Genomic DNA, 25,244 nt, shown 5'->3' on the forward strand with positions numbered 1-25,244 from the left:
TTCAGTTCAGCGCACCACCGGCTCCCCCATAGGGAACCGGCTGCCGTTGCGCGGCCCGAGGCGCGCCGAGATCTCCACCCGGCGCGCCTCGGGCCGCGTCACGAACCGGGTGTCCGCCTCGGCGAGCCGTGCGCCGCGCTGCCCCCGGTACCGGAAGAAGACACGTACGTGGTGCTCGCCGGGCGGGACCCGCACCTCGTGCGTACCCCAGCCCCGCGCGCTCGCGCGGCCGTCGAACTCGACGACGGGCCGCGTCAGCAGCCGGTGGAACCAGGCGGCGACGAGTGACGGTCGCACACTGATCACGACAACTGCCCTTTGATCCACCATGGTTGGAGGCTACTGTCCGGGCCCTGGCGGCGCGTAAGGGGAAGTGCTCACCCCGCGATCGAATCCAGCTGCTCGGCCGCGGGCCGCAGTGTCCACAGGTCGCCGCCGGGCGGGCTCTCCAGCTTCGGGACCGCCTTGCGCGCGGCAGGGTCGCCCGCGTCGGCGGCCGCCTGGACGATGTCGCCCGCCGCGAAGCGGTGGAACTCCAGCTCCGGGTAGGGCCAGGCACGCGCTCCCGTCGCCGCGGGCAGCAGCACGTCCACGGCCTTGAACAGGCTCTGGCCGTCCGGGCCTTGGTACCTCCACAGGTCGACGCCTACGTGACGCCCGATGGCGGCGAGCCGGGTGTAGGCGACCAGGTCGAAGGTCGAGTAGTGCCAGCTGCGGGTGCGCGCGAGTTCCTGCGGCTGGGTGCCGTCGCCCGCGATCTGCGAGTCGACACGCTTGCCGCGGGCGTCGAGGACGGTGCGGCGCGCGAGATCCGTGTCGCCGGTCGCGTAGGCGAGGGCGGCGACCTGCATGTCGTAGAAGGTGCCGTGGTTGTTGTCGGCGGCGCCTTCCTGCTTGCCGAAGTCGCTGTGCACGAGCCAGTCGAGGAAGTCCTTGTTCCACTCCCCCATGCCCGCGCGGTCGGCCCTCGACCAGCCGGGGGCGCCGGTGGCGAGGAGGGCGACCGCGTCGACGACGCTCGTGTACGACTGCGAGAAGTCGATGATGCCGATGGCGCGGCCGTCGTACTTGCAGGGGATGAACTGGGCGTGATCCAGGTTCGGGTTCATCTTCGTGCCGGCGTCGAGGAACCAGGTGCGCAGGACCTGCCCGGCCTTCTCCGCGTACCGCTTCTCGCCCGTGTAGTACCAGGCGAGGGCGAGGTCGTACGTGGAGTCGAAGACCTTCTCGACGTCCTGCCGGTCGGTGCCGGTGTCGACCTCGGGGTTGCGTTCCCCGTCGCGCTGCACGTACGGGCAGCCCCACGGATCGTCCGCGGTGGGGGTGGTGGAGGGCCACCAGTACGGGGCCTGGCTCAGGTAGTCGTGGACGTCGCCGCCCGGTGCGGGCTTCGGCTTGTCGACGACGGTCCACGGGCCCTGGTCCAGCCAGCCGTCGGCGCGCGTCGTCAAGTCCTCCAGGGAGCGCCTGAGTTGGCGGTCGCCGTGGGCGAGGCGGAGCTTGGTCCGCTGAAGGCGCTTGCCGTCCAGGACGGCGGTTCCGGGGGCCGCGTCGCGGGGAGCGGCGTCCGCGGCCGGTATCAGGACGGCGGTCAGAGCGGCCGCGGCCGCGACGAGGGCGCCGAGGCGCATCCGAGGTCCTGCACGCATCACACGGCTCCATCCAGACATGTATCTGAACGATGTTCACGGATAAGTGCGCCCGAGAGTAGACCTCCGACTTCCCCTCAACAAGAAGCGCGGCACCGCCGAAAGGACCCCGCCACGGAGGGCGGCCAGTCCTCGCACTTACGTGCCTCTAACATGAAGCGATCGTTTCGAGCCACAGAAAGCAGAACTCACATGGACCTCGGCGTGCGCTGGAAACTGCACGGCGACGGGCGCACCCCGGCTCCCGGAGCCGTCGTCCGCCCCGACGAGCGGCTGTCGTGGCCGCGCACGATCGGACTCGGCGCCCAGCACGTGGTCGCCATGTTCGGCGCCTCGTTCGTCGCGCCGGTCCTGATGGGGCTCGACCCGAACCTCGCGATCATGATGTCCGGCGTCGCGACGGTGATCTTCCTGCTCTCGACGCGCGGCCGGGTGCCCAGCTACCTCGGCTGTTCGCTCTCCTTCGTCGGGGTCGCGGCCGTGATCCGGGCCCAGGGCGGCTCCAGCGCGACGGTGACCGGCGCCGTCTTCGTCGTCGGTGTCGTGCTGTTCCTCGTGGGGGTCGCGGTCCAGAGATTCGGGGCGCGGATCATCCACGCCGCGATGCCGCCGATCGTCACCGGCGCGGTCGTCATGCTGATCGGTTTCAACCTGGCGCCGGTCACGGCCTCCACGTACTGGCCCGCCGACCAGTGGACGGCGCTCCTCGTGATGCTGTTCACCGGATTGGCCGTGGTGTGCCTGCGCGGATTCTGGTCACGCATCGCGATCTTCCTCGGCCTGCTCTTCGGCTACGGCATCTCCTGGGTCTTCGACCGGGTCTTCGGCCGGATCCACTCGGTGAACGGCGGCACCGCGGCCGTCGACCACTGGCGCCTGGACCTCTCCGCCGTCGGCAAGGCCGACTGGGTCGGCCTGCCCTCCTTCCACGCGCCGTCCTTCCAGTGGTCGGCGATCCTCGTCGCGCTGCCCGTGGTCATCGCCCTGATCGCGGAGAACGCCGGGCACGTCAAGGCCGTCGGCGAGATGACCGGCGACAACCTCGACGGCAAGCTCGGCACCGCGATCTCCGCGGACGGCGCCGCCTCGATGCTCTCCACCGCTGTCGGCGGCCCGCCCAACACCACGTACTCCGAGAACATCGGCGTGATGGCCGCGACCCGCGTCTACTCGACGGCGGCCTACTGGGCGGCGGCCGGTTTCGCCCTCCTCTTCGGCCTGTGCCCCAAGTTCGGCGCGATCGTCGCGGCGATCCCGGGCGGCGTGCTCGGCGGCATCACCGTCATCCTCTACGGCATGATCGGCCTGCTCGGCGCGCAGATCTGGATCAACGCCAAGGTCGATCTGCGCAACCCGCTGAACCTGGTACCGGCCGCCGCGGGCATCATCATCGGCGTCGGCAACGTCTCCCTGAAGTTCACCGACACCTTCTCCCTCAGCGGCATCGCCCTCGGCACGATCGTCGTCATCACCGGCTATCACGCGCTGCGCGCGATGGCCCCCGCGCACCTCAAGTCGCAGGAGCCCCTGCTGGATTCGGGCACGTCGACGTATGACAAGCACGAGGGCGACGGGTCCGGCCAGAAGGACGAGCGGGGTCAGTCGGCCAGTTCGTAGGCGTAGTCGGGCGTGAACGCGCCGGCGTCGCCCTTGCAGCCGTCGGACTCGCCCGGCAGTTTCACCCACAGGTAGGCGTCGATCCGGGACCGACCGGTCCGCAGGGTCGGCGCCTGCCCCAGTTTGCGGCCGTCCGGATCGCACCAGGCGCCGTTCGCCGGCGCCCCGTTGCCGTTGCGGCTGGTGTCGATGACGGCGCCGAGGCCGCTCGGCCCGCCCATGGCCGCAAGGACGCCGCGCGCGTACGCGGCCTCGGACGACGTCCAGTTGAAGTTCGAGACGTTGGTGAAGATGCCGTCGGACGAGGCGGCCGTCGCCGCACCCGCCTGCCGCAGCCGCGCGGCCTGCGTACCGACCGGGTTCCAGTCGGAGTGCCCGGCGTCGTAGTAGACGCGCGCCCGCGGGTTCGCCGCCTTCATGACCCGGCCCGCGCGCGCCAATGCCGCGTACCGGTCCGCCCGTTGTCCCTCGCTCAGGCACTCCGTCTCCGACACGGCGTCCGGCTCCAGGATCACGATGACCTCGCGGGAGCCGAGCCCCGCCGCGAACCGGTCGATCCAGTCGTCGTACGCGCCCCGGTCCGGGGCCCCGCCGTCGGAGGCGCCGCCGCAGTCGCGCTGGGGTATCGCGTAGGGCACGACCACCGGGACCTGCCCGGCGCTCCTCGCCGCGGAGGTCACCACCCGCACCCGGGACGTGATGGTGTCCGGCTGGAAGTCGGCGAACCAGACGGCCGCGGGGCGGTCCGCTATCCGGGACTCGATGAGCGGGCGGCGCGGGTCGGAGCGGTGGTCCCGCACCCACTCCAGGACCTGCGAGTCGCCATGGCGGTACAGCCGGGTCGAGGCGGACGCCACCGGGGCCGCGCTGGACGGCTTCGGCCGGGCCGGCGCCTTCCTGGGTACGGGTTCCGCCGAACTCTTCGTCGGCGAGGGCGAGTTCGTGCTCGGACCCGTGCTCGGGGTCGCACTCGGTACGGCGGGCCACGGCCGCATGCTCGGCTCCTCGCTCACCAGCGGCCGCGCCTCGTCGTCGCCGTCGGGGCCGCTGTCGAGTGCGGACACCAGGCCCGCGACCGTCCCGACGGCCACGACGACCGAGGCGGCGGCGACCATCGCGCCGCGCCCCCGGCGGAATACCGCACGTCGCCGCACCGCCGCCCGCTCGGTGAGCCGCCGCGCACGTGAACCTGACACCGCGCTCTCCCTCTCCGGTCACACTTCCCCGGGCCGCCCGTTCGCTCGTTCTGGGGAAGCCCCCGGCCAGCCGACACCCGCGTCACCCTACGACTGGGACCCTTCGTCCATGGCGCAGTCGGAACGGATCGCAGTGACTCAGACCCCCGCCGCACCGGGGGTCGACACGGTGCTCGCGCGGATGCGCGCGCTCGCCCTCGACCTGCCGCCCCGGGACGGTGTGGCGGTGTTCAACCGTGTCTACCTCTCCGTCACGGAGGCGGTCGACCGGGCCATCGACGGCGGCGCCGCGGGCGGCTTCCTGGACCGGACCGCCGCGATCACGCTGGATGTCCGCTTCGCCGAGCGGTATCTCACGGCCGTCGACGCGGCGGCGCTCGGGGTCCGCGGGCCCGCGTGCTGGCGCCCGCTGTTCCAGTTCCGCCGCCACCCCGGCGTACGTCCGCTGCAGTTCGCGCTCGCGGGCATCAATGCGCACATCGGCCACGATCTGGCGCTGGCCGTGGTGGACGCCTGTCGTACGCTCGACTGCGAACCCGACGTACTGGAGGACGAGTTCGAGCGTGTGGGCGACATCCTCGTCACGCTGGAGGAGCACATCCGCGAAGAGCTGATGCCGGGCCCCGATCTCCTCCAGGTCGCCGATCCGCTCACCCATCTGCTCGGCTCATGGAGCCTGGAGCGGGCGCGCGACGCCGCGTGGGGAGCGGCCCGCGCACTGTGGGCACTGCGTGGACTTCCGTGCCTGGAAGCCGAGTTCGCCCAGCGCCTCGACACCTCGGTGGGCCTGGTGGGGCGCATGTTGCTCACCCCGCTCCCCGACTGACGCCGCCGCCCATACGCGGAACTACCGGGTGATCTCCGTCCGTTGATCCATGCGACACCCGATGCGCATGCGACGAAGGAGCACGGTATGGCGACCCGACTCGGCCTCGGCCTCCCGCAGATGAAGCAGTACGACATCGGCCGTGACATCCCCGACGTGGCACGCACCGCGGAGGCGACGGGGTACGAGAGCCTGTGGGTCATCGAGCGCATCCTGTTCCCCGAACCCGCCCGGCAGGGGCTCTACGGGGTCCCGGGCCTCCCCTGGCCGGAGCGGTACCGCTCGGTCGCCGACCCGCTCGTCTCGCTCACGCTCGCCGCGGCGGCCACCTCCCGCGCCCGGATCGGCACCAGCGTCCTGGTGGCACCCCTGCACGTGCCCTTTCAACTGGCCCGCTCCCTCGCCACGTTGGACGCGGCGAGCGGCGGCCGGGTCGTCGCCGGGTTCGGCACCGGCTGGTCGCACGACGAGTACGCGGCGGCGGCCGTGGCCCCCTTCGAGCGGCGCGGGCAGGTCCTGGACGAGCTGATCGACGTGTGCCGCGCGGTGTGGGGCCCGGACCCGGTGGCGTACAAGGGTGAATGGACGAGCATCGCCCCGTCCGTGGTCGGGCCCAAGCCGGCCCGCCCGGTCCCGATCCTGCTCCCGGCGAACAGCGGGAAGGCCCTGCGCCGCCTGGTCGACCGCGCGGACGGCTGGATGCCCGTGGCCCTGGGCGCGGAGCCCCTCAAGAAGCAGTGGTCGGAGCTGCGGTCCCTCGCACAGGAGCGGGGGCGCACGGCCCCGCTGCAGAGCGTGCTGCGGGCGAACACGCTCTATACGCGCGATGCGTACACGGCCGACGACCGCCGGCCGTTCCAGGGCAGCACGGACCAGATCGTCGAGGACCTGGTCGCGCACGACGAAGTGGGCCTGGAGGAGATCCTGATCGACCTCCAGGGCCCGCTCCGCGACGCCCAGGAACTCAAGGACGTCGCGTCGGAGGTCTACGAGAAGGCGCGGGCCGCCGGAATCTAGTCCTCCGGGAGCTCCACCGGCGCGATCTCGTCGTACAGGTCGCCGGGGCCGGGGTTGGTGGCGTCCGTGCTGCCGCCCAGGTGATGCATCACGCCCCATACGGCGTTGAGCGCGGTCTGCACGGCGCCCTCGGCCCAGCCGGCCGTCCACGAGATGTCGTCGCCGGCGAGGAAGATGCCGCGCCGGTCCGCGGGCAGCCGGTCCTGCATGAAGTGCGTGAACAGGCGCCGCTGGTAGCGGTAGTGCCCCGGCAGGTTCGCCTTGAACGCGCCCATGAAGTAGGGCTCGTTCTCCCAGGACACGGTCACCGGGTTGCCGATGACGTGCTTGCGGATGTCGACCTTGGGATAGATCTCGCCGAGGGACTTCAGCATGACTTCGAGCCGCTCGTTGGCGGAGAGCGGCAGCCATTTCAGGCTGTCGTCGCACCACGTGTAGGAGAGGCAGATGACGGCGGGCCTGTCCGGCCCGTCGTCCAGCAGGTACGTGCCGCGCGTCATCCGGTCGGTGAGCGTCATCGACATGGTGTCGCGGCCGGTGGTCTCGTCCTTGTCCAGCCAGAACGGCCGGTCGACCGGGACGAACAGCTTGCTGGACTCCATGTAGTGGGTCCGCTCGATCGCCGTCCAGTGGTCGATCGGGAAGAGCGCGTCGTCGCACGCGACCTTGGAGAGCAGCATCCAGGACTGCGCGGTGAAGATCGCGGTCCGGTACGTCCGGATGTCGCCGTCGGCGTCGGTGACCGTGATGTGGTTCCCGGCGGTACGGGCGAGCCGGGTCACCGCGGGCCGGGGCGAGCGGTCCGCGTGCAGCGAGGCGAGGGAGGTGCCGGGTGCCCAGTGCACGATCTTCCCGGGCTCGCGCTCCCACAGCCGCAGCGGCAACTGCTGCGAGCCGCCGACGATGCCGCGGTGGTGATCGTCGGCCTCGGTGTAGACGACGCGCAGGATCTCCAGGATCGAGTTCGGGAAGTCGGTGTCCCAGCCGCCCGTGCCGAAGCCGACCTGGCCGAAGATCTCCCGGTGCCGGAAGGACTTGAACGCCTCGGACTGGCAGAGGAACCCGTAGAAGGTCTGGTTGTCGAGCTTCTCGACGAGCTGCGACCAGATCTCCCGGATGCGCGGCACGTCCCGCTCGCGCATCGCCTGGTTCATGTCCGTGAAGTCGGCGCCCTCCTCCAGGCAGGCGTTCCACGCGGCGGCGACGTCGCGGTAGACCTGCGGCAGGTCGTCGATCGTCTCGGCGTAGTGGCTCTCGCCCTTGAGGTCGACGACGGTCGAAGGGGTCGCCGGAGAGAGGGGGTTGGGGAACGGCCGGGTGCGCAGGCCCACCAGGTCGATGTAGTGCTGCAGTGCCGTCGACGACGGCGGGAAGCGCATCGCGCCCATCTCGGCGCTCAGCCCGGCCGCGTCCGGCGGCGTCCCGTCGAAGCCGACCGTGCGCAGCCGGCCGCCGATCCTGTCCGCCTCGTACACGACGGGCTTGAGGCCCATCTTCATCAGCTCGTACGCGGCGACGATGCCCGACAGGCCGCCACCGATGACGGCGACCTCGGTGCCGTGCTCGGTCGCCGGTATCTGCCCGAGGCCCGCCGGGTGGGCGAGGAAGTCGTCGTACGCGTACGGGAAGTCAGGACCGAACATGGTGATCGGCGGCTGCGCTTCGGTGTGCTGGACGGCGTTGGGCACCGTGGACGTCATGGGGTACGGCTCCTTGCGGATACGGATTCGGGCGCGCGGCGACGACGGCATGGCTGTGCTCAGCGACGTACGACAGAGACAGGGCGGGAGGGGCGCCAGGGGCTGCCCACGACCCATACGACGGTACGTTTCCGCTGGCAGGTGCGACAAGACACGTCTGTTGCGTCTGATCGTGCGATCCGTTGCGCCGGTCGCGGCCGAAACGGCGATCCGTTGCGCCGGGTCAGACGGGCGAGCCCGAGGTGAAGCGGCGCATCAGCGGGGAGAGCACGAGCACGGACTTCGTCCGCTCGACGAACGGCTCTCCCGCGATCCGCTCCAGGACCCGCTCGAAGTGCCGCATGTCGGAGGCGAAGACCTGGACGAGGGCGTCCGCCTCACCCGTGACGGTGGAGGCGGCCGCGACCTCGGGGTACCGCTCCAGGCCCCGCCGGATCGCGTCCGGTGAGGTGTTGCGGCGGCAGTAGATCTCGATGAACCCCTCGGTCTCCCAGCCGAGCGCGGCCGGGTCGACCCGCACGGTGAAACCGGTGATCGCCCCGGTGGCCCGCAGCCGGTCCACGCGCCGCTTCACGGCGGGGGCGGAGAGGCCGACGATCTGTCCGATGTCGGCGTAGGAGCGGCGGGCGTCCTCGGCGAGGGCGTGCACGATGCGTTCGTCGAGATCGTTCAGCAAGGCAGGCGGTTCACTTCTGTGCTTCTCCGGACTTCTGTGCTGCTCCGGCTTCCACGGCCCCGGGGGAGGCGAGACGGGAGCGACGCATCCCGTAGCAGAAGTAGAACACGAGGCCGACGGCCATCCAGACACCGAAGACGATCCAGGTGATCACGGACAGACTGCCCATCATCCACAGGCAGAGCGCGAAGCCGATGACCGGGAGGACCGGTGACAGCGGCACCCGGAAGGTGCGCTTCATGTCGGGCCGGGTCCTGCGCAGCACGATCACGGCGATGTTGACCAGGGCGAAGGCGAAGAGGGTGCCGATGCTCGTGGCGTCGGCGAGCTGGCCCAGCGGGACGGCGGCGGCGAGCACGCCGCAGAACAGGGACACGATGACGGTGTTGGCGCGCGGCGCCCCGGTCTTCGGGTGGACCTTGGAGAAGACCTTGGGCACGAGCCCGTCCCGGCTCATGGCGAACAGGACGCGGGTCTGTCCGTAGAGCACGGTCAGCACGACGGACGCGATGGCGATGACCGCGCCGGCGGCGAGCAGCGTGGCCCAGAACGACTGCCCGGTCACGTCCTTCATGATCCCGGCGAGCGCCGCCTCCGAGTCGTTGAACTGCTTCCAGGGCCGGGCGCCGACGGCGACCGCGGCGACGATGACGTACAGCGCGGTGACGATGACGAGCGACAGCATGATCGCGCGCGGCAGGTCACGCTGCGGGTTCTTGGCCTCCTCGCCGGCGGTGGAGGCGGCGTCGAAGCCGATGTAGGAGAAGAACAGCGTGGCCCCCGCGGCGCTGACGCCGGCCATGCCGAGCGGCATGAAGTGCTCGTAGTTGCCGGACTGGAAGCCCTTGAGCCCGATGGCGCAGAACAGCAGCAGCGACACGATCTTCACGACGACCATGATCGTGTTGGCGCGGGCGGACTCCTTGGCGCCGCCCAGCAGGAAGACCATGGCGAGCAGCACCACGATCAGTGCGGGCAGGTTGAAGATGCCGCCGTCGCCGGGCGGCGCGGAGAGCGCGTCGGGAATGGTGACGCCGATGGTGCCGTCGAGCAGTTCGTTGAGGTACTCGCCCCAGCCGACGGCGACGGCCGCGACGGACACGCCGTACTCCAGGACCAGACACCAGCCGCACACCCAGGCGATCAGCTCGCCCATCGTTGCGTATGCGTACGAGTAGGAGGACCCGGCGACCGGGATGGTGCCGGCCAGTTCCGCGTACGAGAGGGCCGAGAAGAGGGCCGTCAGACCCGCGATCACGAACGACAGCGTGACGGCGGGGCCGGCCTTCGGGACGGCTTCGCCGAGGACCACGAAGATGCCGGTGCCCAGCGTGGCGCCAATGCTGATCATGGTCAGCTGCCAGAGCCCGAGGGAGCGCCGCAGCGTGCCGCCCTCTCCCTGGCCACCCTCGGCGACCAGGCGTTCCACCGGCTTTCGGCGCATCAGACGGGCGCCGAGGCCGGCGGCCGCCGACTCGGTGTGCGGGGTGCGCGGGGGTGCGCCGTGATCGAGCACGGACTGGCTCCTTGATCGCTGCCTGATGGGGAGGCGGCCGCGGTGAGAAAGCACACGGCGGTCACACCCCGATCGGGGACCGCCGAGCAGGCCGTCCCCCGCCGTGCCACGTACAGCGGACGACTCTAGAGGACTTGGCTTCCCGGCTGTAATGCAGCAACCTTGCGCACCGATGGGTGATCGTTGCGCGGATCCCCGCTGTGCGGGCGTTCGTTGCGGCGTCCGTTTCGTCTGTTGCGCTCAATGTGTCGGGGGTCACACCGCGCGGGGCGGACTGAACTCGGGGTTCATGGGTACACGGTGGGGCCGTCCCGTGCGTCGGCCGTACGTTGGCCCCACGGGACGGCCATGTGCCACCCCTGCGGTTGAGGCAACAAACGTTCGATGTGTGCATCATGTGCAGGATGCAGATGGCCGCTAGAGAAGAACAGTGTGAGAGGGGCTTGTGAGTACCAGCGAGACCGATATCCGCAATTTGCTGCTCGAGGCGCTGCGCGACCAGGAGGGGCAGATCGCCGACCGGTGGACCCTGCTCCAGCTGGAGCAGGCGGCTCTCGGCACCGACATGTCCGAGAGCGAGCTGCGCGAGGAGGCGCACCTCCTCATCGACGCCCTCACCGAGGCGTTGGCGAGTGACACCCCGGTGGGGCGCCTGGTGACGTCGCACCACAATCTGCGCACGACGGTGACGGACCTGTCGCTGCGCCGGGTGCGGGCCGGGGCCACGCCCACCGACACCTCGCTCGCCGTCCTCTCCCTCAAGGAGGCGCTCCTGGCGGCGGTGCAGCACACCACCCGCGACACGAGCGAACTGTTCTCGGCGGCCGTGCTCGTCAACCGGATGCTGGACGCCGCAGGCGCCCTCTCCTTCGAGACCTACGTCGAGGGGCGCGAGGAGATCATCCAGCGCCAGAGCCGCCAGCTGATGGAACTGTCCACGCCCGTCGTGCGGTTGTGGCGGCACGTGCTGGCCGTCCCGCTGATCGGCACGCTGGACACGGCCCGCACCCAGATCGTCATGGAGTCCCTGCTCCAGGCGATCCAGGACGACGAGGCCAAGATCGCCATCATCGACATCACCGGTGTGCTGACCGTCGACACCGCGGTCGCCCAGCACCTCATGCACACCGTCAACGCGGTGCGCCTGATGGGCGCGGACTGCGTCATCAGCGGCATCCGGCCGCCCATCGCCCAGACCATCGCCCAGTTGGGGATCGACCTGTCCACCATCCTGACCCGCGCGACCCTGGCCGACGCACTGGCCGACGCGGTCAAACTGACCGACCAGCCGGCCGTCGGCCTCGCCGTGACGGAATCGGCATCCCGGTGACCACTCCGCGCCCGACGGGCGTTCCCATTCTGCGGCTCGCCGACGTCCTGGTGACGGGACTGCTCAACGAGCTGGACGACCGGTCCGCGGTCGCGTTCACCGACGAGCTGACCGAGCGCATCGCGGCCGACGGTGCCCGCGGCGTGCTCATCGACATCTCCCGGCTCGAGCTCATCGACTCGTTCGTGGCCCGCACGCTGATGGAACTGACCACGATGTCCCGCCTGTTGGGTGCCCGGGTCATCGTCGCCGGCATGCGCCCCGCCGTCGCGATCACCCTGGTCGAACTGGGCATCCAGCTGACCGGAGTGGAGACGGCGCTCAACGCCGAGCAGGGCCTGACCGCACTCGGCTGGCAGCGGACCCCGGAGGGCCCAGGCCGTGACCATGTCGGATGAGCTTGCCGCGCACACGATGCGTTCCGCCCCGTCGCAGGTGGCCGTCCGCCGCGACTACGAAGTGCGCTCGGAGGACGATCTGCTGACGGTCCGTCACGCCGTGCGCGCGGCGACCGTCGAGTGCGGGTTCGGTCTGGTCGACCAGACCCGGGTGGTGACCGCAGCCAGTGAGCTGGCACGCAACGCCTACATCCACGGAGGGGGTGGCACCCTGACCGTCGAGCTGCTCAAGCGGCGGGGCGCCGACGGGATCCGCCTCGTCATCAGGGACGAGGGGCCCGGCATCCCGGACATGGGCGCGGCGATGACGGACGGCTGGACCTCGGGCAACGGCCTCGGCCACGGCCTGGGCGGCGCCCGGCGCCTGATGGACGAGTTCGACGTCGACACCCGGCCCGGTGTCGGCACGACGGTCACCGTGGCGCGCTGGACGGTGCGGTGACGGCCTTCACCGACGTCGCCGTGACCGCCCACGTCGTCGTCGACCACTCCAGCGCCGTGCACCACGCGGCGACGCTGGCCAGGGACGCGGCGCGCGCGAGCGGCCTCGGGGACACCGTCGCCGAACGGGCCGCGGTGCTCACCAGCGAACTCGCCGGGAACCTGCTGCGGCACGCGGTCGGCGGCGCCGTCTACGTGCAGCGCCATCCGCAGGGCGGCGGCCTCGACGTGGTCGCCGTGGACCGGGGCCCCGGCATGGCGAGCCCCGACCGGGCCATGGTCGACGGTTACAGCACCACCGGCACACTCGGCTCCGGCATGGGCGCGCTGCGACGGCTCGCCGACGAACTGACGCTGCGCACCCTGCCAGGCGTCGGCACGCTGATCTGCGCCCGCTTCCACGCACCCGGCGCCGGTCCGCTGCGGGCCGACATCGGCCTGCTCTGCCTGCCCCTGCGGGGCGAGGAGGCGTGCGGGGACAGCGCGGCCGTGGCCGACGCGCCGGGCGGCCGGACGGCCCTCGTCGTGGACGGGCTCGGGCACGGCGCCGAGGCCGCCGAGGCCAGCGCCGCGGCCGTGCGGGTGTTCCGCGAGGGCCCCGAGCGGCCCCTGCCGGAGCTGCTCGCGGCGATGGACCGGGCGCTGCGCGGCGGACGCGGCGCCGCCGTCGGCCTGCTGCGGCTGCGGCCCGGCTCGGCCGAGCACTGCGGGATCGGCAACGTACGGCTGCTGCTCGTCGGCCACGACGGCATCGGCTCCCGGGCCGTCGGGCAGCCGGGTGTGGTCGGCTGGAACATGCCGCGCCCGCTGCCGCGTTCCCTGGACATGCCCGAGACGAGCACGGCGGTGCTGCACAGCGACGGCATCGCGCCGCGCTGGGCGGACACGGCCACCCCGTTCCTGCTGGGGCTGCCGCCCCGGCTGCTGGCCGCGGCCCTGGGCCATGGTTGTCGTTCGCCCCGGGATGACGCGACCGCCCTGGTCACCGGGGCGGCAAGGAGGACTTCATGACCGACCGGGCAGCCGCGCCTGCTCAGCGCACGACCCATCGCTCCCCGGCGGAACTGCGTGCCGCGGTACGGGCGTTGGCGGTCACGTTCCGGCTGCCGGCCGAGCTGCGCACCCGGCTGACGCTGTCTGTGGCCCGCGTCGCCGAGTCCGAGCTGCGGGCGGGGCGGCCCGTCACGCTGGAGTCCGCGCACGAACAGGCCGCGCACGGGCAGGCGTTGACGGTGCGGCTGCAGGCCCCGCAGACGCCCTGGGCCGCGCCGGTCGATGCGCTGCCGCTGCCCGCGCGACGCGAGGCGGACACGACGGTGTGGCAGCTGCCGCTGCCCGGCCAGCGGCTGCCGACGGCGCTGGAGTCCACCGGGCCCTCCCCCACCGAACTCCTGGAGGAGGAGCTGCGCGTGGCGGTCGCCCGCGCCGACGCCCTGGAGGCCGACCGCCGCCGGCTCACCCACGAACTGGACGAGACGAACAGCGGAGTCCTCGCCCTGTACGTCCAGTTGGAGGAGCGCGACGAGCAACTGCGCCGCGCCCACGGCCAGATGCTGCGCGAACTGGAGGACGCGCTGCGCCCCGGGCCGATGAAGGTCGACGGCCTCGACCTGGCCATCCACTACGCGCCCGCGGGCACGGACGCACCGACCGGCGGCGACCTCTACGACTGGTTCCAGCTCCCCGACGGCACCGTGCACATCACGGTCGTCGACGCGCTCGGCCACGGCCTCACGAGTACCAGCAGCGCCCTGAACGTGACGCACGCCGTCCGCACGCTCGCCCTGGAGGGCCACCCGCTGGAGACGATCGTCGCGCGTACCGACGAGATCCTGCTGCCCTACGACCGCGAGCTGATGGCGACGGTCCTGCTGGTCCGTATCGACCCGGTGTCGGGCCGTGTCGTCATCGCCAACGGCAGCCACCCGCCGCCCCTGCTCGTGGCCGAGGACGGCACCACCCGGTTCCTCGAAGTACGCGGCCGGGGCATCGGCTACCCGATGGCGGGCAGTGACCGGCTGTGGCACGAGCAGCTCGACCCGGGCGACCTGCTCGTCCTGTACACCGACGGCCTCACCGAGAGCCGCCGCGACCCGTACGAGGGTGAGCGCCGGCTCGTGTCCGCGGCAGTCCGGCACCGGCACCGACCGACCGCCGAGATCCCCGGCGCACTCGCCGAGGAGATGCACACCGTGATCCTGCACCCGGACGACACACTCGCCCTGACCGTACGGAGAAGCCGATGACACCCGCGGCACCCGAGTCCATACCCGACGGGCCGCACGCCCCGCTGACCTGCACCACCACGGAGGGCCCCGACGGCCCTGTCATCGCGCTCACCGGTGACCTCGACTACGAGACGGCGCCCGACTTGCTCGCCTCGGCGACGGCGCTCGGCGCACCGGCCGGCACCACCCTGACCCTCGATCTGTCGGGCGTCCGGTTCTTCGACTCGGGCGGCATCAACGTGCTGCTGCGGGCCCGCTCCGCCCTCGGCGACCAGGGCATCGAGCTGGCCGTGCGCCGCCTCTCCCCCGTGGTCGAGCGGATCTTCCGCATCACGGGTCTCGACACGGTTTTCGTCCCGGACGCACCGACCGCGTCCGGGAGCGGTGAAGATCCGGCCGCTGGGTAGCTGTCCGGCATGGAGATCGTGGTGGACGGTCCCGTAACGGGGACACAGGCCAGGAGCGCCGCTGCCCGCTTCCTCGCCGAGCACTGCGCGTGGGCCGACGCCGACGCGGTGCTGCTCGTCGTCTCGGAGCTGGTGACCAACGCGGCCCGGCACACGGGCGCCCTCGCGCGCCTGCGACTGCACGTGGACGCGGGCGGCCTCTCGGTGACGGTGGAGGACGGCGACCCGCGCCCGCCGGTGCCGCGCACCCCGGACATGGCCGGCGGCGGCGGTTTCGGCTGGCACATGGTGGAGCGGCTGGCCGAGCGCCTCGCGGTGCTGCCGGCGCCGGGCGGCAAGCGCATCGAGGCGGGGTGGGCGGCGCCGGCGGTCTGACCCGCGCCGCCCTTCCCGACTAGTTCCAGCTGGCGTGCAGTGGCTTGCCCTCGGCGTAACCGGCGGCCGACTGGATCCCGACGACGGCCTTCTCCTCGAACTCGGCGAGCGAGTTGGCACCGGCGTACGTGCAGGACGAACGGACGCCCGCGATGATCGAGTCGATCAGGTCCTCGACGCCCGGACGCTCCGGGTCGAGGAACATCCGGGAGGTGGAGATGCCCTCCTCGAAGAGCGCCTTGCGGGCGCGGTCGTAGGCGGACTCGTCGGAGGTCCGGTTCTTCACGGCCCGCGCGGAGGCCATGCCGAAGGACTCCTTGTACGCACGTCCCTTGGCGTCGTGCTGCAGGTCGCCCGGGGACTCGTAGGTGCCCGCGAACCAGGAGCCGATCATCACGTTCGACGCGCCGGCGGCGAGCGCCATGGCGACGTCGCGCGGGTGGCGGACGCCACCGTCGGCCCAGACGTGCTTGCCGTACTTCTTCGCCTCGGCGGCGCACTCCATGACGGCGGAGAACTGCGGCCGGCCGACGCCGGTCATCATGCGTGTGGTGCACATGGCGCCGGGCCCGACACCGACCTTGATGATGTCCGCGCCGGCCTCGATCAGGTCCTTGACGCCCTCGGCGGCGACGATGTTGCCCGCCACGATCGGGACGTGCGGGTCGAGCCCGCGCACCGTCTTGATGGCGCTGATCATCGACTCCTGGTGCCCGTGGGCCGTGTCGATGACGAGGGTGTCGACGCCCGCGTCGAGCAGCTGCTTGGCCTTGCCCGCCACATCGCCGTTGATGCCGACGGCGGCGGCGATCCGCAGCTTGCCGTCCGCGTCGGTGGCCGGGGTGTAGAGCGTGGCGCGCAGGGCGCCCGTGCGGGTCAGGATGCCGGCGAGCTTGCCGTCCTTGCCGACCGCGGGGGCGTAGCGGCGGTTGGCGCCGTCCAGCTTGTTGAAGGCGTCGCGCGGATCGATGTCCGCGTCGAGCAGCAGCAGGTCCTTGGCCATGACCTCGGACAGCTGTGTGAAGCGGTCGACGCCGGTCAGGTCCTGGTCGGTGACGACACCGACGGGGCGCAGCTCGTCGTCCACGACCACGCCGGCGTTGTGCGCGCGCTTGGGCAGCAGCGCCAGGGCGTCGGCGACGGTCTGCGTCGGCGCGAGGACGATCGGGGTGTCGAGCACGAGGTGGCGGGTCTTGACCCAGGAGATGACCTCGGTGACGACCTCGATCGGGATGTCCTGGGGAATGACGACGAGTCCGCCGCGGCGGGCCAGCGTCTCGGCCATGCGGCGCCCGGCGATCGCGGTCATGTTGGCGACGACCAGCGGGATCGTGGTGCCCGAACCGTCCGGCGACGACAGGTCGACGGCCTGGCGGGAGCCGACGGCGCTCCGGCTCGGCACCATGAAGACGTCGTCGTACGTCAGGTCGTACGCGGGCTTGATGTCATTGAGGAAACGCACGTGCGGACATCCCAGTCGGTAGAAGGGGTTCCCCGGGAGGAGCCCTCCGGGGCACAAAGCACGTACCTCATTTTCCCACGCGCCCGCCGAGTCCGTCTCCGGGCCGAACGTCCCAAGGTCCGCAGCGGACCTTGGACGATCATCCGAGCGAGAGCAGCACGTTCGCCGCGGACGCCTGTCCGAACACGTCGAGCGCGGTCTCCCACTGCTCGGGATCGCGCCGGCGGAACTGCTCCCAACCGGTGACGACGAGCACGAGCCGGCCCGCCACGTCGGGGAGCTGCCCCGGGTCGCCGAGGGCGTCGGCGAGAGCGTCCCAGTTCCGGCCGAACCAGTCGGGCAGGTCGAGCGCGGCGGCGCAGCGTTCCATGAGCGCGGCCTTGTCCGTGACCCCGTCCAGGTCGATGACGCGGACGCTCCAGTCGGCCGGGGACGCGGGCAGCCCGCTCATCGCAGCACCTCTTCGAACGACTCGTAGTGGTCATCGGTGTAGTAGGTCTCGCCGCCGCTCCCGGTGACGAGGCGCCGGGCCCCGCGGTCCCGCTCGCCCGGGGTGGGCACGGTGTACTCCCGGTAGTAGCCGCGCCGCTGTTGCGGCAGTTCCCGTTCGAAGTTCCCGAAGACGCTGCCGTCCTTCTCGTACGGGAAGGGGCCGCCCCGGTCGATGAGCTCCAGCGTGTGCCGCGCCTCCGCGGGCAGCCGGTCCTCCCGCACGGTGGCCCTGCCGGAGGAGGAGCATCCGCCGGCCAGCAGCCCGAGACAGAGCAGCAGAACGGCGCAAAGGAGCCGGAGGGAGCGAGGCCGCAGCATGACCCGATGCTGCCATCCGCAAGCCCCTCCGGCCATCGAACCCCGCTCAGTCGTCGGGGTCGGTCCGCTGCAGGGCGGGCTTCGGCGGGGGCCCGGCGGTCAGCAGGGAGTCGGCCGCGGCCGTGTCGGTGACCAGGCTGGTCACCAGGCCCGAGCGCAGCACGGCGTCGATGGCGGCTGCCTTGCGCTGGCCGCCCGCGATGGCCACGACCTCCGGTATGCGCCTCAGGCGATCCGTCTCGACGGTGATGCAGCGCTCCCCCAGGTCCCGTCCGACCCGGCGCCCCTGCGCGTCGAAGAGGTGCGCGGACATCTCGGCGGCGACCCCGAGGGACGCGTAGTGCGCGCGCTCCTCGTCGCTGAGCATGTCGTGCACGGTCGAGATGCCGGGCTCCCACGAGCCGATCGACACACACGCCACGGTGACCTTGTCGAAGTACTCGAAGGCGCGCGCGATCCCGGTCTGGTTGCGCAGGGCCGCCGCGGTGGCGGCGTCCGGCAGCAGCATGGGCGCGTAGATCGGGTGGGCGTCGCCGCCCGAGACCTGCGCGGCACGCCGCACGGCCTCCACCGATCCGCGCTCCGCGGTCCCGGCGTCGTACACCCCCGTCAACTGCACGACGGTGCACGGCGGAAGCCGGTCGAGGGCCGCGGCCATATGGATGGTGGAACGGCCCCAGGCGAGGCCGAGCACATCGCCCTCGGTGACCAGCTCGCCGAGCAGATCCGCGGCGACCTCGCCGAGGTTCTCGGGGTCCGGGGACTCCTCCGCCTCGGCCGGCGACTCGACGACGACCGCGTGCCGCAGGCCGTACCGGGCGCGCAGCGCGTCGGAGCGCTCGGCGTCCAGCTCGGCCGGGACCCGGATCTCGATGCGTACGAGATCCCGCTCCAGGGCGGTCTCCAGGACCCGGGCCACCTTGAAGCGGCTGACGCCGAACTCCTCGGCGATCTGGATCTTGGATTTGCCCTCTAGGTAGAAACGGCGGGCCATGGCCGCCGCCTGCACCAGTTCCGCGGGTCCCATCCGCAGGGCTGCCCGACCCGCCGACGATGCGGACACGGCGATCTCCTCACTGCTCTTCTGCACGACTCACTGCGTTCACAAGCTGGATACGCGGTTCATCCTTGCAGATCCGGGGGGCTTGATCAGCCCTGAAGTACGGCGTTCACGTCTCCGTGGCTCAGTGGTCGCATGCCCACGCCGCGGAAGCCGTCGCGCCCGCCGCCTGGGTGCGCAGTGCACGTACCGCCTCTGCCGGGTCCTTTGCCCCGTAGACCGCAGAACCGGCGACGAAGACGTCCGCACCGGCCTCGGCGCACCGCTCGATCGTCGACGCGGAGACACCCCCGTCGACCTGCAGCCACAGCTCCAGGCCGTGCTTGGCGATCAGCTGCCTGGTGCGGCGGATCTTGGGCAGCATGATGTCCAGAAACGCCTGCCCGCCGAAGCCCGGCTCCACCGTCATGATCAGGAGCATGTCGAGCTCGGGGAGCAGATCCTCGTACGGCTCGATGGGCGTCGCCGGCTTGAGCGCCATGGAGGCGCGGGCGCCCTTGGCGCGGATCTCGCGGGCGAGGCGGACCGGGGCGGCGGCCGCCTCGGCGTGGAACGTGACGGAACCGGCGCCCGCTTCGACGTACTGGGGAGCCCACTGATCGGGGTTCTCGATCATCAGATGGCAGTCCAGCGGGGTGTCCGTCGCACGTGCCAGGGACTCTACGACCGGCACCCCCAGCGTGAGGTTCGGGACGAAGTGGTTGTCCATCACGTCGACATGGAGCCAGTCGGCGCCCTCGACGGCCTTGGCCTCGTCGGCAAGGCGGGCGAAGTCCGCGGACAGGATGCTGGGGTTGATCTGAGCCATGCCCCCAGCCTGTCATGCCCGGCGCCCATTGCCCGCCTCGGTCTGGACCTGTACGCGATACCGATGCCGAGCCGTGCCCTCCCCTGCCGTTCTCGGCCGCCCACAGCACGGCCGAGGGGAACGGTCCAGGGAGTCAGGCGGTGCGACGGATCAGCGCCAGGTACATCGCGTCGGTGCCGTGCAGATGCGGCCACAGCTGCACGTCCGGGCCGTCCCCGATCGCGGGCACGCCCTCCATCAGCGGCCGCGCGTCGATGAGTTCGGCCCCGGAGGACGACTTCAGTACGTCGTCGACGACGGCCCGCGTCTCGGCCAGGTGCGGGGAGCACGTCGCGTACCCGACGACGCCGCCGATCCGCACGGACTCAAGTGCCATCCGCAGCAAGGAACGCTGGAGCGGAGCGAACCCCTCCAGGTCCTCCGGGCGGCGCCGCCAACGCGCCTCGGGGCGCCGCCGCAGGGCGCCGAGGCCCGTACAGGGCACGTCCATCAGGACCCGGTCGAACGTGCCGGGCAGCCACGGCGGGCGCGTGCCATCCGCGGCGATCACCTGGTAGGGACCGGGGTTCCCGTCGAGCGCCTTCGCGACGAGCCCGGCGCGGTGCGGCTGCTTCTCGGCGGCGAGCAGCGTCGCCCCACGACCCGCGGCGAGCCCGGCCAGCATCGCCGCCTTGCCGCCGGGGCCCGCGCAGCCGTCGAGCCACTTCTCGTCCCGGCCCTCCAGCGGAGCGTTCGCGAGGGCGAGGGCGACGAGCTGGCTGCCCTCGTCCTGCACCCCGGCCCGGCCGGACCGCACGGCGTCGAACGATCCCGGCTCGCCGCCCTCGGTGAGGCGCACCGCGTACGGGGACCAGCGGCCCGGAAGCCCGGTCTCCTCGCCGACCTCGGCGAGAACGGCCTCGGCCGTGGTCCGTCCGGGGCGCGCCACGAGCGTCACCTCGGGCCGCTCGTTGTCCGCCTCCAGCAGGTCCTCGATCCCGGCGCGCCCGCCGCCCAGGGAGTCCCAGAGCGACGAGACGACCCATCGCGGATGCGAGTGCACCACGGAGAGGTGTTCCTCGGGGTCCTCGTCGTACGGCGGCGCGACCTGCTCCAGCCAGGCGTCGAGATCGTGCTGCGAGACCTTGCGCAGCACGGCGTTGACGAACTTGGCGCGTCCGTCGCCGAGCACGACCCGGGCCAGCTCCACGGACGCGGACACGGCGGCGTGCGTGGGGATGCGCGTCCCGAGCAGCTGGTGCACGCCCATGTTCAGCACGTCGAGCACCGGCGGGTCGACCTCGCGCAGCGGCCGGTCGATACAGGCCGCCACGATCGCGTCGTACGTGCCCTGGCGGCGCAGCGTGCCGTACACCAGCTCGGTGGCGAGCGCGGCGTCCCGTCCGTCGAACTTCTCGGGCCCCTCCTTCTCGCGGGCCTTGCGCAGCAGCGGCGGCAGCACGAGGTTGGCGTAGGCGTCCCGCTCGTCGACGGCGCGCAGCGCCTCGAACGCGAGGAAGCGCACGGGGTCCTTCTTCGGACGGCGGTGCGGCTTGCCGGGCTTGCCCGACCGACCCGGCTTACTGGGCCTACCGGACTTGCCGGGACGGCGATTCGACGAAGTCGGCTGGTCGCTCAAAGGTGCTCCGCTGGTGGGGTCGTACAGGCGATACGCAGAAGTCGTACGCCGAAGTGAACCCTCCCAGCCTACGTCGCGGCCGCCCGCCCGACCCCCGGGCCCCTGACCGGGCCCCGGCCGGGCGCTCAGCCCAGCTGTTCGCCCGCCGCGATGCGCACCCCGCGTGCCCAGTCCGCGGCGGCCATCGGCTTCTTGCCCTGGGCCTGCACCCACAGCAGCTCGACGGCGTGCGATCCGGTGCCGACGTGCAGGCTCTTCTTGCCGACGCTCAGCTCGCCCGGCGCCAGGTCCGTGCGGTCCGGCGCGAGCACGGCCGTGCGCACCTTCAGGCGCTCGCCGCGGAACTCGGTCCACGCACCGGGTGCCGGGGTGCAGCCGCGCACCACCCGGTCGACGCGCAGCGCGGGCGCCGCCCAGTCGATCCGGGCGTCCTCGACGGTGATCTTCGGGGCGAGCGAGACGCCGTCGGCGGGCTGCGGCAGCGCGTCGAGCGAGCCGTCCTCGATGCCGTCCATCGTCGCGAGGAGCAGCCCGGAGCCCGCGAACGCGAGCCGGGTCAGCAGGTCGCCGCTGGTGTCGGTGGGACGGACCGCCTCGGTCACGGTGCCGTACACGGGCCCGGAATCGAGCCCCTCCTCGATGAGGAACGTGGAGGCGCCGGTGATCTCGTCGCCCGCCATCAGCGCGTGCTGCACGGGCGCGGCCCCGCGCCAGGCGGGCAGCAGCGAGAAGTGCAGATTGACCCAGCCGCGGGCCGGCACGTCGAGGGCGATCTTCGGCAGCAGCGCCCCGTACGCGACGACCGGGCAGCAGTCCGGGCCGATCTCGCGCAGCCGGGCGAGGAACGCCTCGTCCCGCGGCCTGGCGGGCTTGAGCACCTCGATGCCGGCCTCCTCGGCCCGCTCGGCGACCGGGCTCGCGACGAGGCGGCGGCCGCGCCCCGCGGGGGCGTCGGGCCGGGTGACGACCGCGGCGACCTCGTGCCGGTCGGAGGCGATCAGGGCGTCCAGAGCGGGAACGGCGACCTCGGGGGTGCCGGCGAAGACGAGCTTCATCAGTGGCTAACGGCCTCTCGGGGCAGGAGCACGGGCAGCGCACCAGTCTATGGCGGCCGCGCGGCCGCCACGCATGGGGCGCACGCCTGAACGTGCGCCCCGCGCATATGCGGATGCGCCGGAACAGCGTGACCCCTCACTGAATGGCGCGTTGGTCAAGAGAGAGTTGACCAGTCCCTGGGCCGTGATCACTCGTTCGACAGCGGAGATCGTCGCTGCTGCGAGCGCGGCCCGATCCTTTTCATCGCCGGTCCGAGAGGCTTGTAAATGGCCGACCACGCAACCCACGACGCCCAGGCACGGGCCAGCCTGCATCTGTTGGTGCGGGACATCGAGCGGGTCCGCCGGCAGGTGGACGCACTGCGCACCCTCACCGCACAGCTCGGCAACGTCTACCGCCCGCGCCGCTCCGGCCCCTCCGCGGGGTTCGTCGTCTACGGGAGGGCCCCCGCCCCGACCGTCCGTCTCGCCCAGGAGCTGCGGGACAGCGTCGAGACCCTGGTGACCGCCGCCGTGGACTTCGACCGCTCGCTGGGTTTCTCGTGGGACGCGGTGGGCTCCGCCCTCGGAGTCACCAAGCAGGCGGTGCACCGTCGTTACGGGGCCCGCAGGGCCGTCACGCAGGCGGCGGCCGAGGCCGAGCGCGCCACCGACGCCCCCACACCGCCGCGTCCCGCCCTGCCGCTGGGTGCGGGACCGCTGTCGGCGGTGCCCGCCGCCCGCTCCATGCCGACGCAGCCGACCGCGGGCAGCCCGGTCCTGCGCGAGGAGGCGCGCCCGGGCGCCTTCCCCGGCCCACGCAACGGATGAGCCGAATCGCCGACTGCCTCCCCGCACACAGGTGCGGGGAGGCAGTGGTGTGTTGACGCTCCCGGGTCATCGGGGCCTGACCCCCGGTCAGCCGATGTCGAGCGGATCCACCCGTACGCGCACCGGTTCGTTCCCGCCGCGCGCCATCCGCGCGGCCTGCGCCTGCTTGAGGGCGCGGGCCAGGGCGGCACCACTGCCCGGCGGCACCCGCACCAGCACCCGCTCCCCCGGCTCGTCCGCCGCCGTCTGCCCCGCGCGGCGAGCCGCCGCCGACCCCGCTTCACGCATCGGAACCGGGCCCAACACCTCTGCGTCCGCGGGCAGTTCGACCGCGCCGAGGAAACCGCTGAGCGCATCCGGCGTCCCGCTCACCGACGCCATCCGGGAGACCGGCGGGAAGCCCAGCTCGGCCCGGTCGGCGAGCTCCCGCACCGCGTGTCCGACCGGATCCCAGCGCACCAGGGCCTGTACCGGCCGCAGCGTCGGCTCGGCCATGATCACGACGGTGCCGCCCGCCTCCTGGGGCCGTACGAGCGCCGACGCGGCGATCCAGCGGCGCAGCGCGTCCTCCCCCGCCCGCAGATCGGGCCGCCCGAGCATGGCCCACCCGTCGAGCAGCAGCGCTGCGGCGTAGCCGCCCTCGGCGACGGGCTCGGCACCGGGCGTGCTGACGACCAGCGCGGGCGCCCCGGACACCGTGTCGAGCACCTGCTCGCGGCCCGACGTGCGCACCGGCACCGTGGAGAACGCCCGGCCCAACTCCTCGGCGGTACGCCGCGCCCCGACGACCTGGGCCCGCAGCCGGGCGCCGCCGCACTCCGCGCAATGCCAGTTCGCCTCCTCGCGGCCGCACCAGCCGCAGGCCAGGACGCCGGTCGCCTCGCGCGCCTCCAGCGGGCCCGCGCAGTGCCGGCAGCGGGCGGGCTCCCGGCATCGCTGGCAGGCGAGGCGTGGCACGTATCCGCGCCGCGGCACCTGCACGAGCACCGGCCCGTCGCGCAGCGCTGTCCGCGCCACGTCCCAGGCGATGCTGGGCAGCCGGGCGGCCCGCGCCGCCTCGTCCCTGGCGACGTCCAGATCCCCCACGGTCCGCACCAGCGGAGCGACCCGCCGCACGGTCTCCCGGGGAGCCGCGACCGCGGCCGCCCACCCGCTGCGCACCAGCTGGGCCGCCTCGACGGTGCAGCTCCAACTCCCCAGCAGGAACGCGCACTTGTCCCGGGTGGCCCGCAGCTCAAGAACTTCCCGCACATGGGGGAAGGGCGCGTGGTCGTCGCTGTGGTGGTCGTCCCCGTCGTCCCAGACCACGACAAGTCCCAGGTCCCGTACGGGAGCGAACATGGCGGCGCGCGTCCCGACCACGGCCCGCACGGCCCCCCGGCGCACGGCGAGCCACTCCTCATAGCGCCGCTGCTGCCCGGCGTCGGAGGTCAGCAGCGCGTGCTGGCCCTCCCCAAGCGCCTCCCGCAGCGCGGCATCGACCCTGGCGGCGAGCCGCACGGTCGGCACGACCACCAGCGCCCCGCGCCCCGACGCGAGGGTCGCCTGCACGGCCCGGGCGACCTCCGCGGCCCACTCGGGACCGGGCAGCGCCGTCCACACGGCGCGCGGCGCACCCCCGGCGGCGAGGGACGCCAGCAGATCGGCCCCGCGCTCGTACCGCTGCCACGAGCCGGGCTCGGGCGCGGCCGGAGCGGCGGGCGGCGCCGGGAACTCCTTGGCCTCCGCCTTGGCGTGCCGGGGCGGGACCGCCAGCTGCAGCACATCCGCGAGGCTCCCCGCGTACCGGTCGGCGACGGCCCGGGTCAGCCCCAACAGCTCGGCGCCCAGCACCGGTTCGGGCGACAGCACCTGCGCGAGCGCGGCCAGCGGCCCCTGGTACTCGGCCTCGGCGACCCGCTCCACCAGGAACCCGTCGATCAGGCCGCCGCCCTCGCGCCGCCCGTCCCGCACGTTCCTCGACCCGGCCCCGAACCGGACCCGGACCCGCACCCCTGGCTGTGCGACGGCGTCCAGCTCCTCGGGCACCGCGTACTCGAAGTACCGGTCGAGGTGCAGCACGCCCTTGTCGACGAGCACCCGGGCCACCGGCAACTCCTTGGCGAGCGCCGCCCCCCGCCACGTCCGCGGCTTCGCCTTCGGACCCTTGGCCTTGCGCACGCTCTCCCGAATGAACGCAAGCTGCTCCGGCTCGCCGCCGGCGGGCTGCTCGGGGGTGTCGTTCTCGCTGCTCACAGGTGCATTC

25 protein-coding genes are annotated in these 25,244 nt (G+C 72.4%); 11 read left to right on the forward strand and 14 right to left on the reverse strand.

Annotation, left to right across the window (positions count from 1 at the left end; translation table 11 throughout):
* Positions 1-6: 6 nt before the first annotated feature.
* Both AB0J02_RS30305 and AB0J02_RS30310 read right to left on the reverse strand, forming a co-directional pair.
* Complete coding sequence (locus tag AB0J02_RS30305) at positions 7-306, reverse strand: hypothetical protein (protein WP_363196996.1); 300 nt, start codon at positions 304-306, stop codon at positions 7-9.
* A gap of 71 nt (positions 307-377) precedes the next feature.
* The gene (locus tag AB0J02_RS30310; protein ID WP_363197088.1) at positions 378-1,631 is read right to left on the reverse strand and encodes an alginate lyase family protein; all 1,254 of its coding nucleotides are present in this window, start codon (positions 1,629-1,631) and stop codon (positions 378-380) included.
* 210 nt (positions 1,632-1,841) lie between these two features.
* Between AB0J02_RS30310 and AB0J02_RS30315 the strand changes: the two genes are divergently transcribed.
* On the forward strand, positions 1,842-3,266 hold the full coding sequence (locus tag AB0J02_RS30315) for a solute carrier family 23 protein (RefSeq protein ID WP_363196997.1): 1,425 nt from the start codon (positions 1,842-1,844) through the stop codon (positions 3,264-3,266).
* On the opposite strand, the gene AB0J02_RS30320 is transcribed toward AB0J02_RS30315, so the two are convergent.
* Positions 3,248-4,381, reverse strand: coding sequence for a glycoside hydrolase family 6 protein (locus AB0J02_RS30320; protein WP_363197089.1), 1,134 nt, complete (start codon positions 4,379-4,381; stop codon positions 3,248-3,250). The genes AB0J02_RS30315 and AB0J02_RS30320 overlap by 19 nt on opposite strands.
* Positions 4,382-4,571: 190 nt before the next feature.
* Between AB0J02_RS30320 and AB0J02_RS30325 the strand changes: the two genes are divergently transcribed.
* Positions 4,572-5,288 carry a DUF5995 family protein gene (locus AB0J02_RS30325; protein WP_363196998.1) on the forward strand — a complete coding sequence of 239 codons (717 nt, stop codon included), beginning with the start codon at positions 4,572-4,574 and terminating at the stop codon, positions 5,286-5,288.
* Between the two features lie 87 nt (positions 5,289-5,375).
* Positions 5,376-6,305 carry an LLM class F420-dependent oxidoreductase gene (locus tag AB0J02_RS30330; RefSeq protein WP_363196999.1) on the forward strand — a complete coding sequence of 310 codons (930 nt, stop codon included), beginning with the start codon at positions 5,376-5,378 and terminating at the stop codon, positions 6,303-6,305.
* Here the strand turns inward: AB0J02_RS30330 and AB0J02_RS30335 are convergent.
* The 3 genes from AB0J02_RS30335 to AB0J02_RS30345 form a co-directional block, all read right to left on the reverse strand.
* On the reverse strand, positions 6,302-8,005 hold the full coding sequence (locus AB0J02_RS30335; protein WP_363197000.1) for an NAD(P)/FAD-dependent oxidoreductase: 1,704 nt from the start codon (positions 8,003-8,005) through the stop codon (positions 6,302-6,304). The two genes, AB0J02_RS30330 and AB0J02_RS30335, sit on opposite strands and share 4 nt — an antisense overlap.
* A gap of 223 nt (positions 8,006-8,228) precedes the next feature.
* A complete protein-coding gene (locus AB0J02_RS30340) occupies positions 8,229-8,681 on the reverse strand; it encodes an Lrp/AsnC family transcriptional regulator (RefSeq protein ID WP_363197001.1) in 453 nt (150 codons plus the stop codon).
* A gap of 10 nt (positions 8,682-8,691) precedes the next feature.
* Complete coding sequence (locus tag AB0J02_RS30345; RefSeq protein ID WP_363197002.1) at positions 8,692-10,197, reverse strand: amino acid permease; 1,506 nt, start codon at positions 10,195-10,197, stop codon at positions 8,692-8,694.
* Positions 10,198-10,642: 445 nt separating this feature from the next.
* Here AB0J02_RS30345 and AB0J02_RS30350 point away from each other — a divergent pair, with 445 nt between their 5' ends.
* Genes AB0J02_RS30350 through AB0J02_RS30380 form a run of 7 tightly spaced genes read left to right on the forward strand, consistent with a single transcriptional unit; the run spans position 10,643 to position 15,376 of the window.
* Positions 10,643-11,527 carry an STAS domain-containing protein gene (locus tag AB0J02_RS30350; protein WP_363197003.1) on the forward strand — a complete coding sequence of 295 codons (885 nt, stop codon included), beginning with the start codon at positions 10,643-10,645 and terminating at the stop codon, positions 11,525-11,527.
* On the forward strand, positions 11,524-11,925 hold the full coding sequence (locus tag AB0J02_RS30355) for an STAS domain-containing protein (protein WP_363197004.1): 402 nt from the start codon (positions 11,524-11,526) through the stop codon (positions 11,923-11,925). The genes AB0J02_RS30350 and AB0J02_RS30355 overlap by 4 nt, the downstream gene beginning before the upstream one ends.
* Before the next feature lie 16 nt (positions 11,926-11,941).
* Positions 11,942-12,367, forward strand: a complete 426-nt coding sequence (locus tag AB0J02_RS30360; RefSeq protein ID WP_363197090.1) for an ATP-binding protein — start codon at positions 11,942-11,944, stop codon at positions 12,365-12,367.
* Complete coding sequence (locus AB0J02_RS30365; RefSeq protein WP_363197005.1) at positions 12,364-13,377, forward strand: ATP-binding protein; 1,014 nt, start codon at positions 12,364-12,366, stop codon at positions 13,375-13,377. The genes AB0J02_RS30360 and AB0J02_RS30365 overlap by 4 nt, the downstream gene beginning before the upstream one ends.
* Positions 13,374-14,612, forward strand: a complete 1,239-nt coding sequence (locus AB0J02_RS30370) for a PP2C family protein-serine/threonine phosphatase (RefSeq protein WP_363197006.1) — start codon at positions 13,374-13,376, stop codon at positions 14,610-14,612. Before AB0J02_RS30365 ends, AB0J02_RS30370 begins: the two co-directional genes overlap by 4 nt.
* Positions 14,609-15,001: an STAS domain-containing protein gene (locus AB0J02_RS30375; protein ID WP_363197007.1), complete on the forward strand. Its 393-nt coding sequence runs from the start codon at positions 14,609-14,611 to the stop codon at positions 14,999-15,001. Before AB0J02_RS30370 ends, AB0J02_RS30375 begins: the two co-directional genes overlap by 4 nt.
* Positions 15,002-15,022: 21 nt before the next feature.
* Positions 15,023-15,376, forward strand: a complete 354-nt coding sequence (locus tag AB0J02_RS30380) for an ATP-binding protein (RefSeq protein ID WP_363197008.1) — start codon at positions 15,023-15,025, stop codon at positions 15,374-15,376.
* Between the two features lie 19 nt (positions 15,377-15,395).
* On the opposite strand, the gene AB0J02_RS30385 is transcribed toward AB0J02_RS30380, so the two are convergent.
* From AB0J02_RS30385 to fmt, 7 genes are all read right to left on the reverse strand, one after another.
* Positions 15,396-16,838 (reverse strand): GuaB1 family IMP dehydrogenase-related protein, encoded by a 1,443-nt coding sequence (locus AB0J02_RS30385; RefSeq protein ID WP_363197009.1) that lies wholly within the window; start codon positions 16,836-16,838, stop codon positions 15,396-15,398.
* 139 nt (positions 16,839-16,977) lie between these two features.
* Positions 16,978-17,289: a barstar family protein gene (locus AB0J02_RS30390; protein ID WP_363197010.1), complete on the reverse strand. Its 312-nt coding sequence runs from the start codon at positions 17,287-17,289 to the stop codon at positions 16,978-16,980.
* On the reverse strand, positions 17,286-17,648 hold the full coding sequence (locus AB0J02_RS30395; RefSeq protein ID WP_363197011.1) for a ribonuclease domain-containing protein: 363 nt from the start codon (positions 17,646-17,648) through the stop codon (positions 17,286-17,288). The genes AB0J02_RS30390 and AB0J02_RS30395 overlap by 4 nt, the downstream gene beginning before the upstream one ends.
* Positions 17,649-17,694: 46 nt before the next feature.
* The gene (locus AB0J02_RS30400) at positions 17,695-18,675 is read right to left on the reverse strand and encodes a sugar-binding domain-containing protein (protein WP_363197091.1); all 981 of its coding nucleotides are present in this window, start codon (positions 18,673-18,675) and stop codon (positions 17,695-17,697) included.
* A 157-nt stretch (positions 18,676-18,832) separates the two neighbouring features.
* Entirely contained in the window at positions 18,833-19,516 is a 684-nt protein-coding gene (rpe, locus tag AB0J02_RS30405; RefSeq protein ID WP_363197012.1) for a ribulose-phosphate 3-epimerase, read from the reverse strand.
* A 133-nt stretch (positions 19,517-19,649) separates the two neighbouring features.
* On the reverse strand, positions 19,650-21,134 hold the full coding sequence (locus AB0J02_RS30410) for a transcription antitermination factor NusB (RefSeq protein WP_363197013.1): 1,485 nt from the start codon (positions 21,132-21,134) through the stop codon (positions 19,650-19,652).
* A 125-nt stretch (positions 21,135-21,259) separates the two neighbouring features.
* Entirely contained in the window at positions 21,260-22,189 is a 930-nt protein-coding gene (fmt, locus tag AB0J02_RS30415) for a methionyl-tRNA formyltransferase (protein ID WP_363197014.1), read from the reverse strand.
* Positions 22,190-22,456: 267 nt separating this feature from the next.
* Here fmt and AB0J02_RS30420 point away from each other — a divergent pair, with 267 nt between their 5' ends.
* Entirely contained in the window at positions 22,457-22,999 is a 543-nt protein-coding gene (locus AB0J02_RS30420; protein WP_363197015.1) for a hypothetical protein, read from the forward strand.
* Positions 23,000-23,086: 87 nt separating this feature from the next.
* Here the strand turns inward: AB0J02_RS30420 and AB0J02_RS30425 are convergent, their stop codons facing one another.
* The gene (locus AB0J02_RS30425) at positions 23,087-25,234 is read right to left on the reverse strand and encodes a primosomal protein N' (RefSeq protein WP_363197016.1); all 2,148 of its coding nucleotides are present in this window, start codon (positions 25,232-25,234) and stop codon (positions 23,087-23,089) included.
* Positions 25,235-25,244: the final 10 nt, after the last annotated feature.

It is taken from the genome of Streptomyces sp. NPDC050264 (genome assembly GCF_040655895.1).
Taxonomy (GTDB): Bacteria; Actinomycetota; Actinomycetes; order Streptomycetales; family Streptomycetaceae; genus Streptomyces.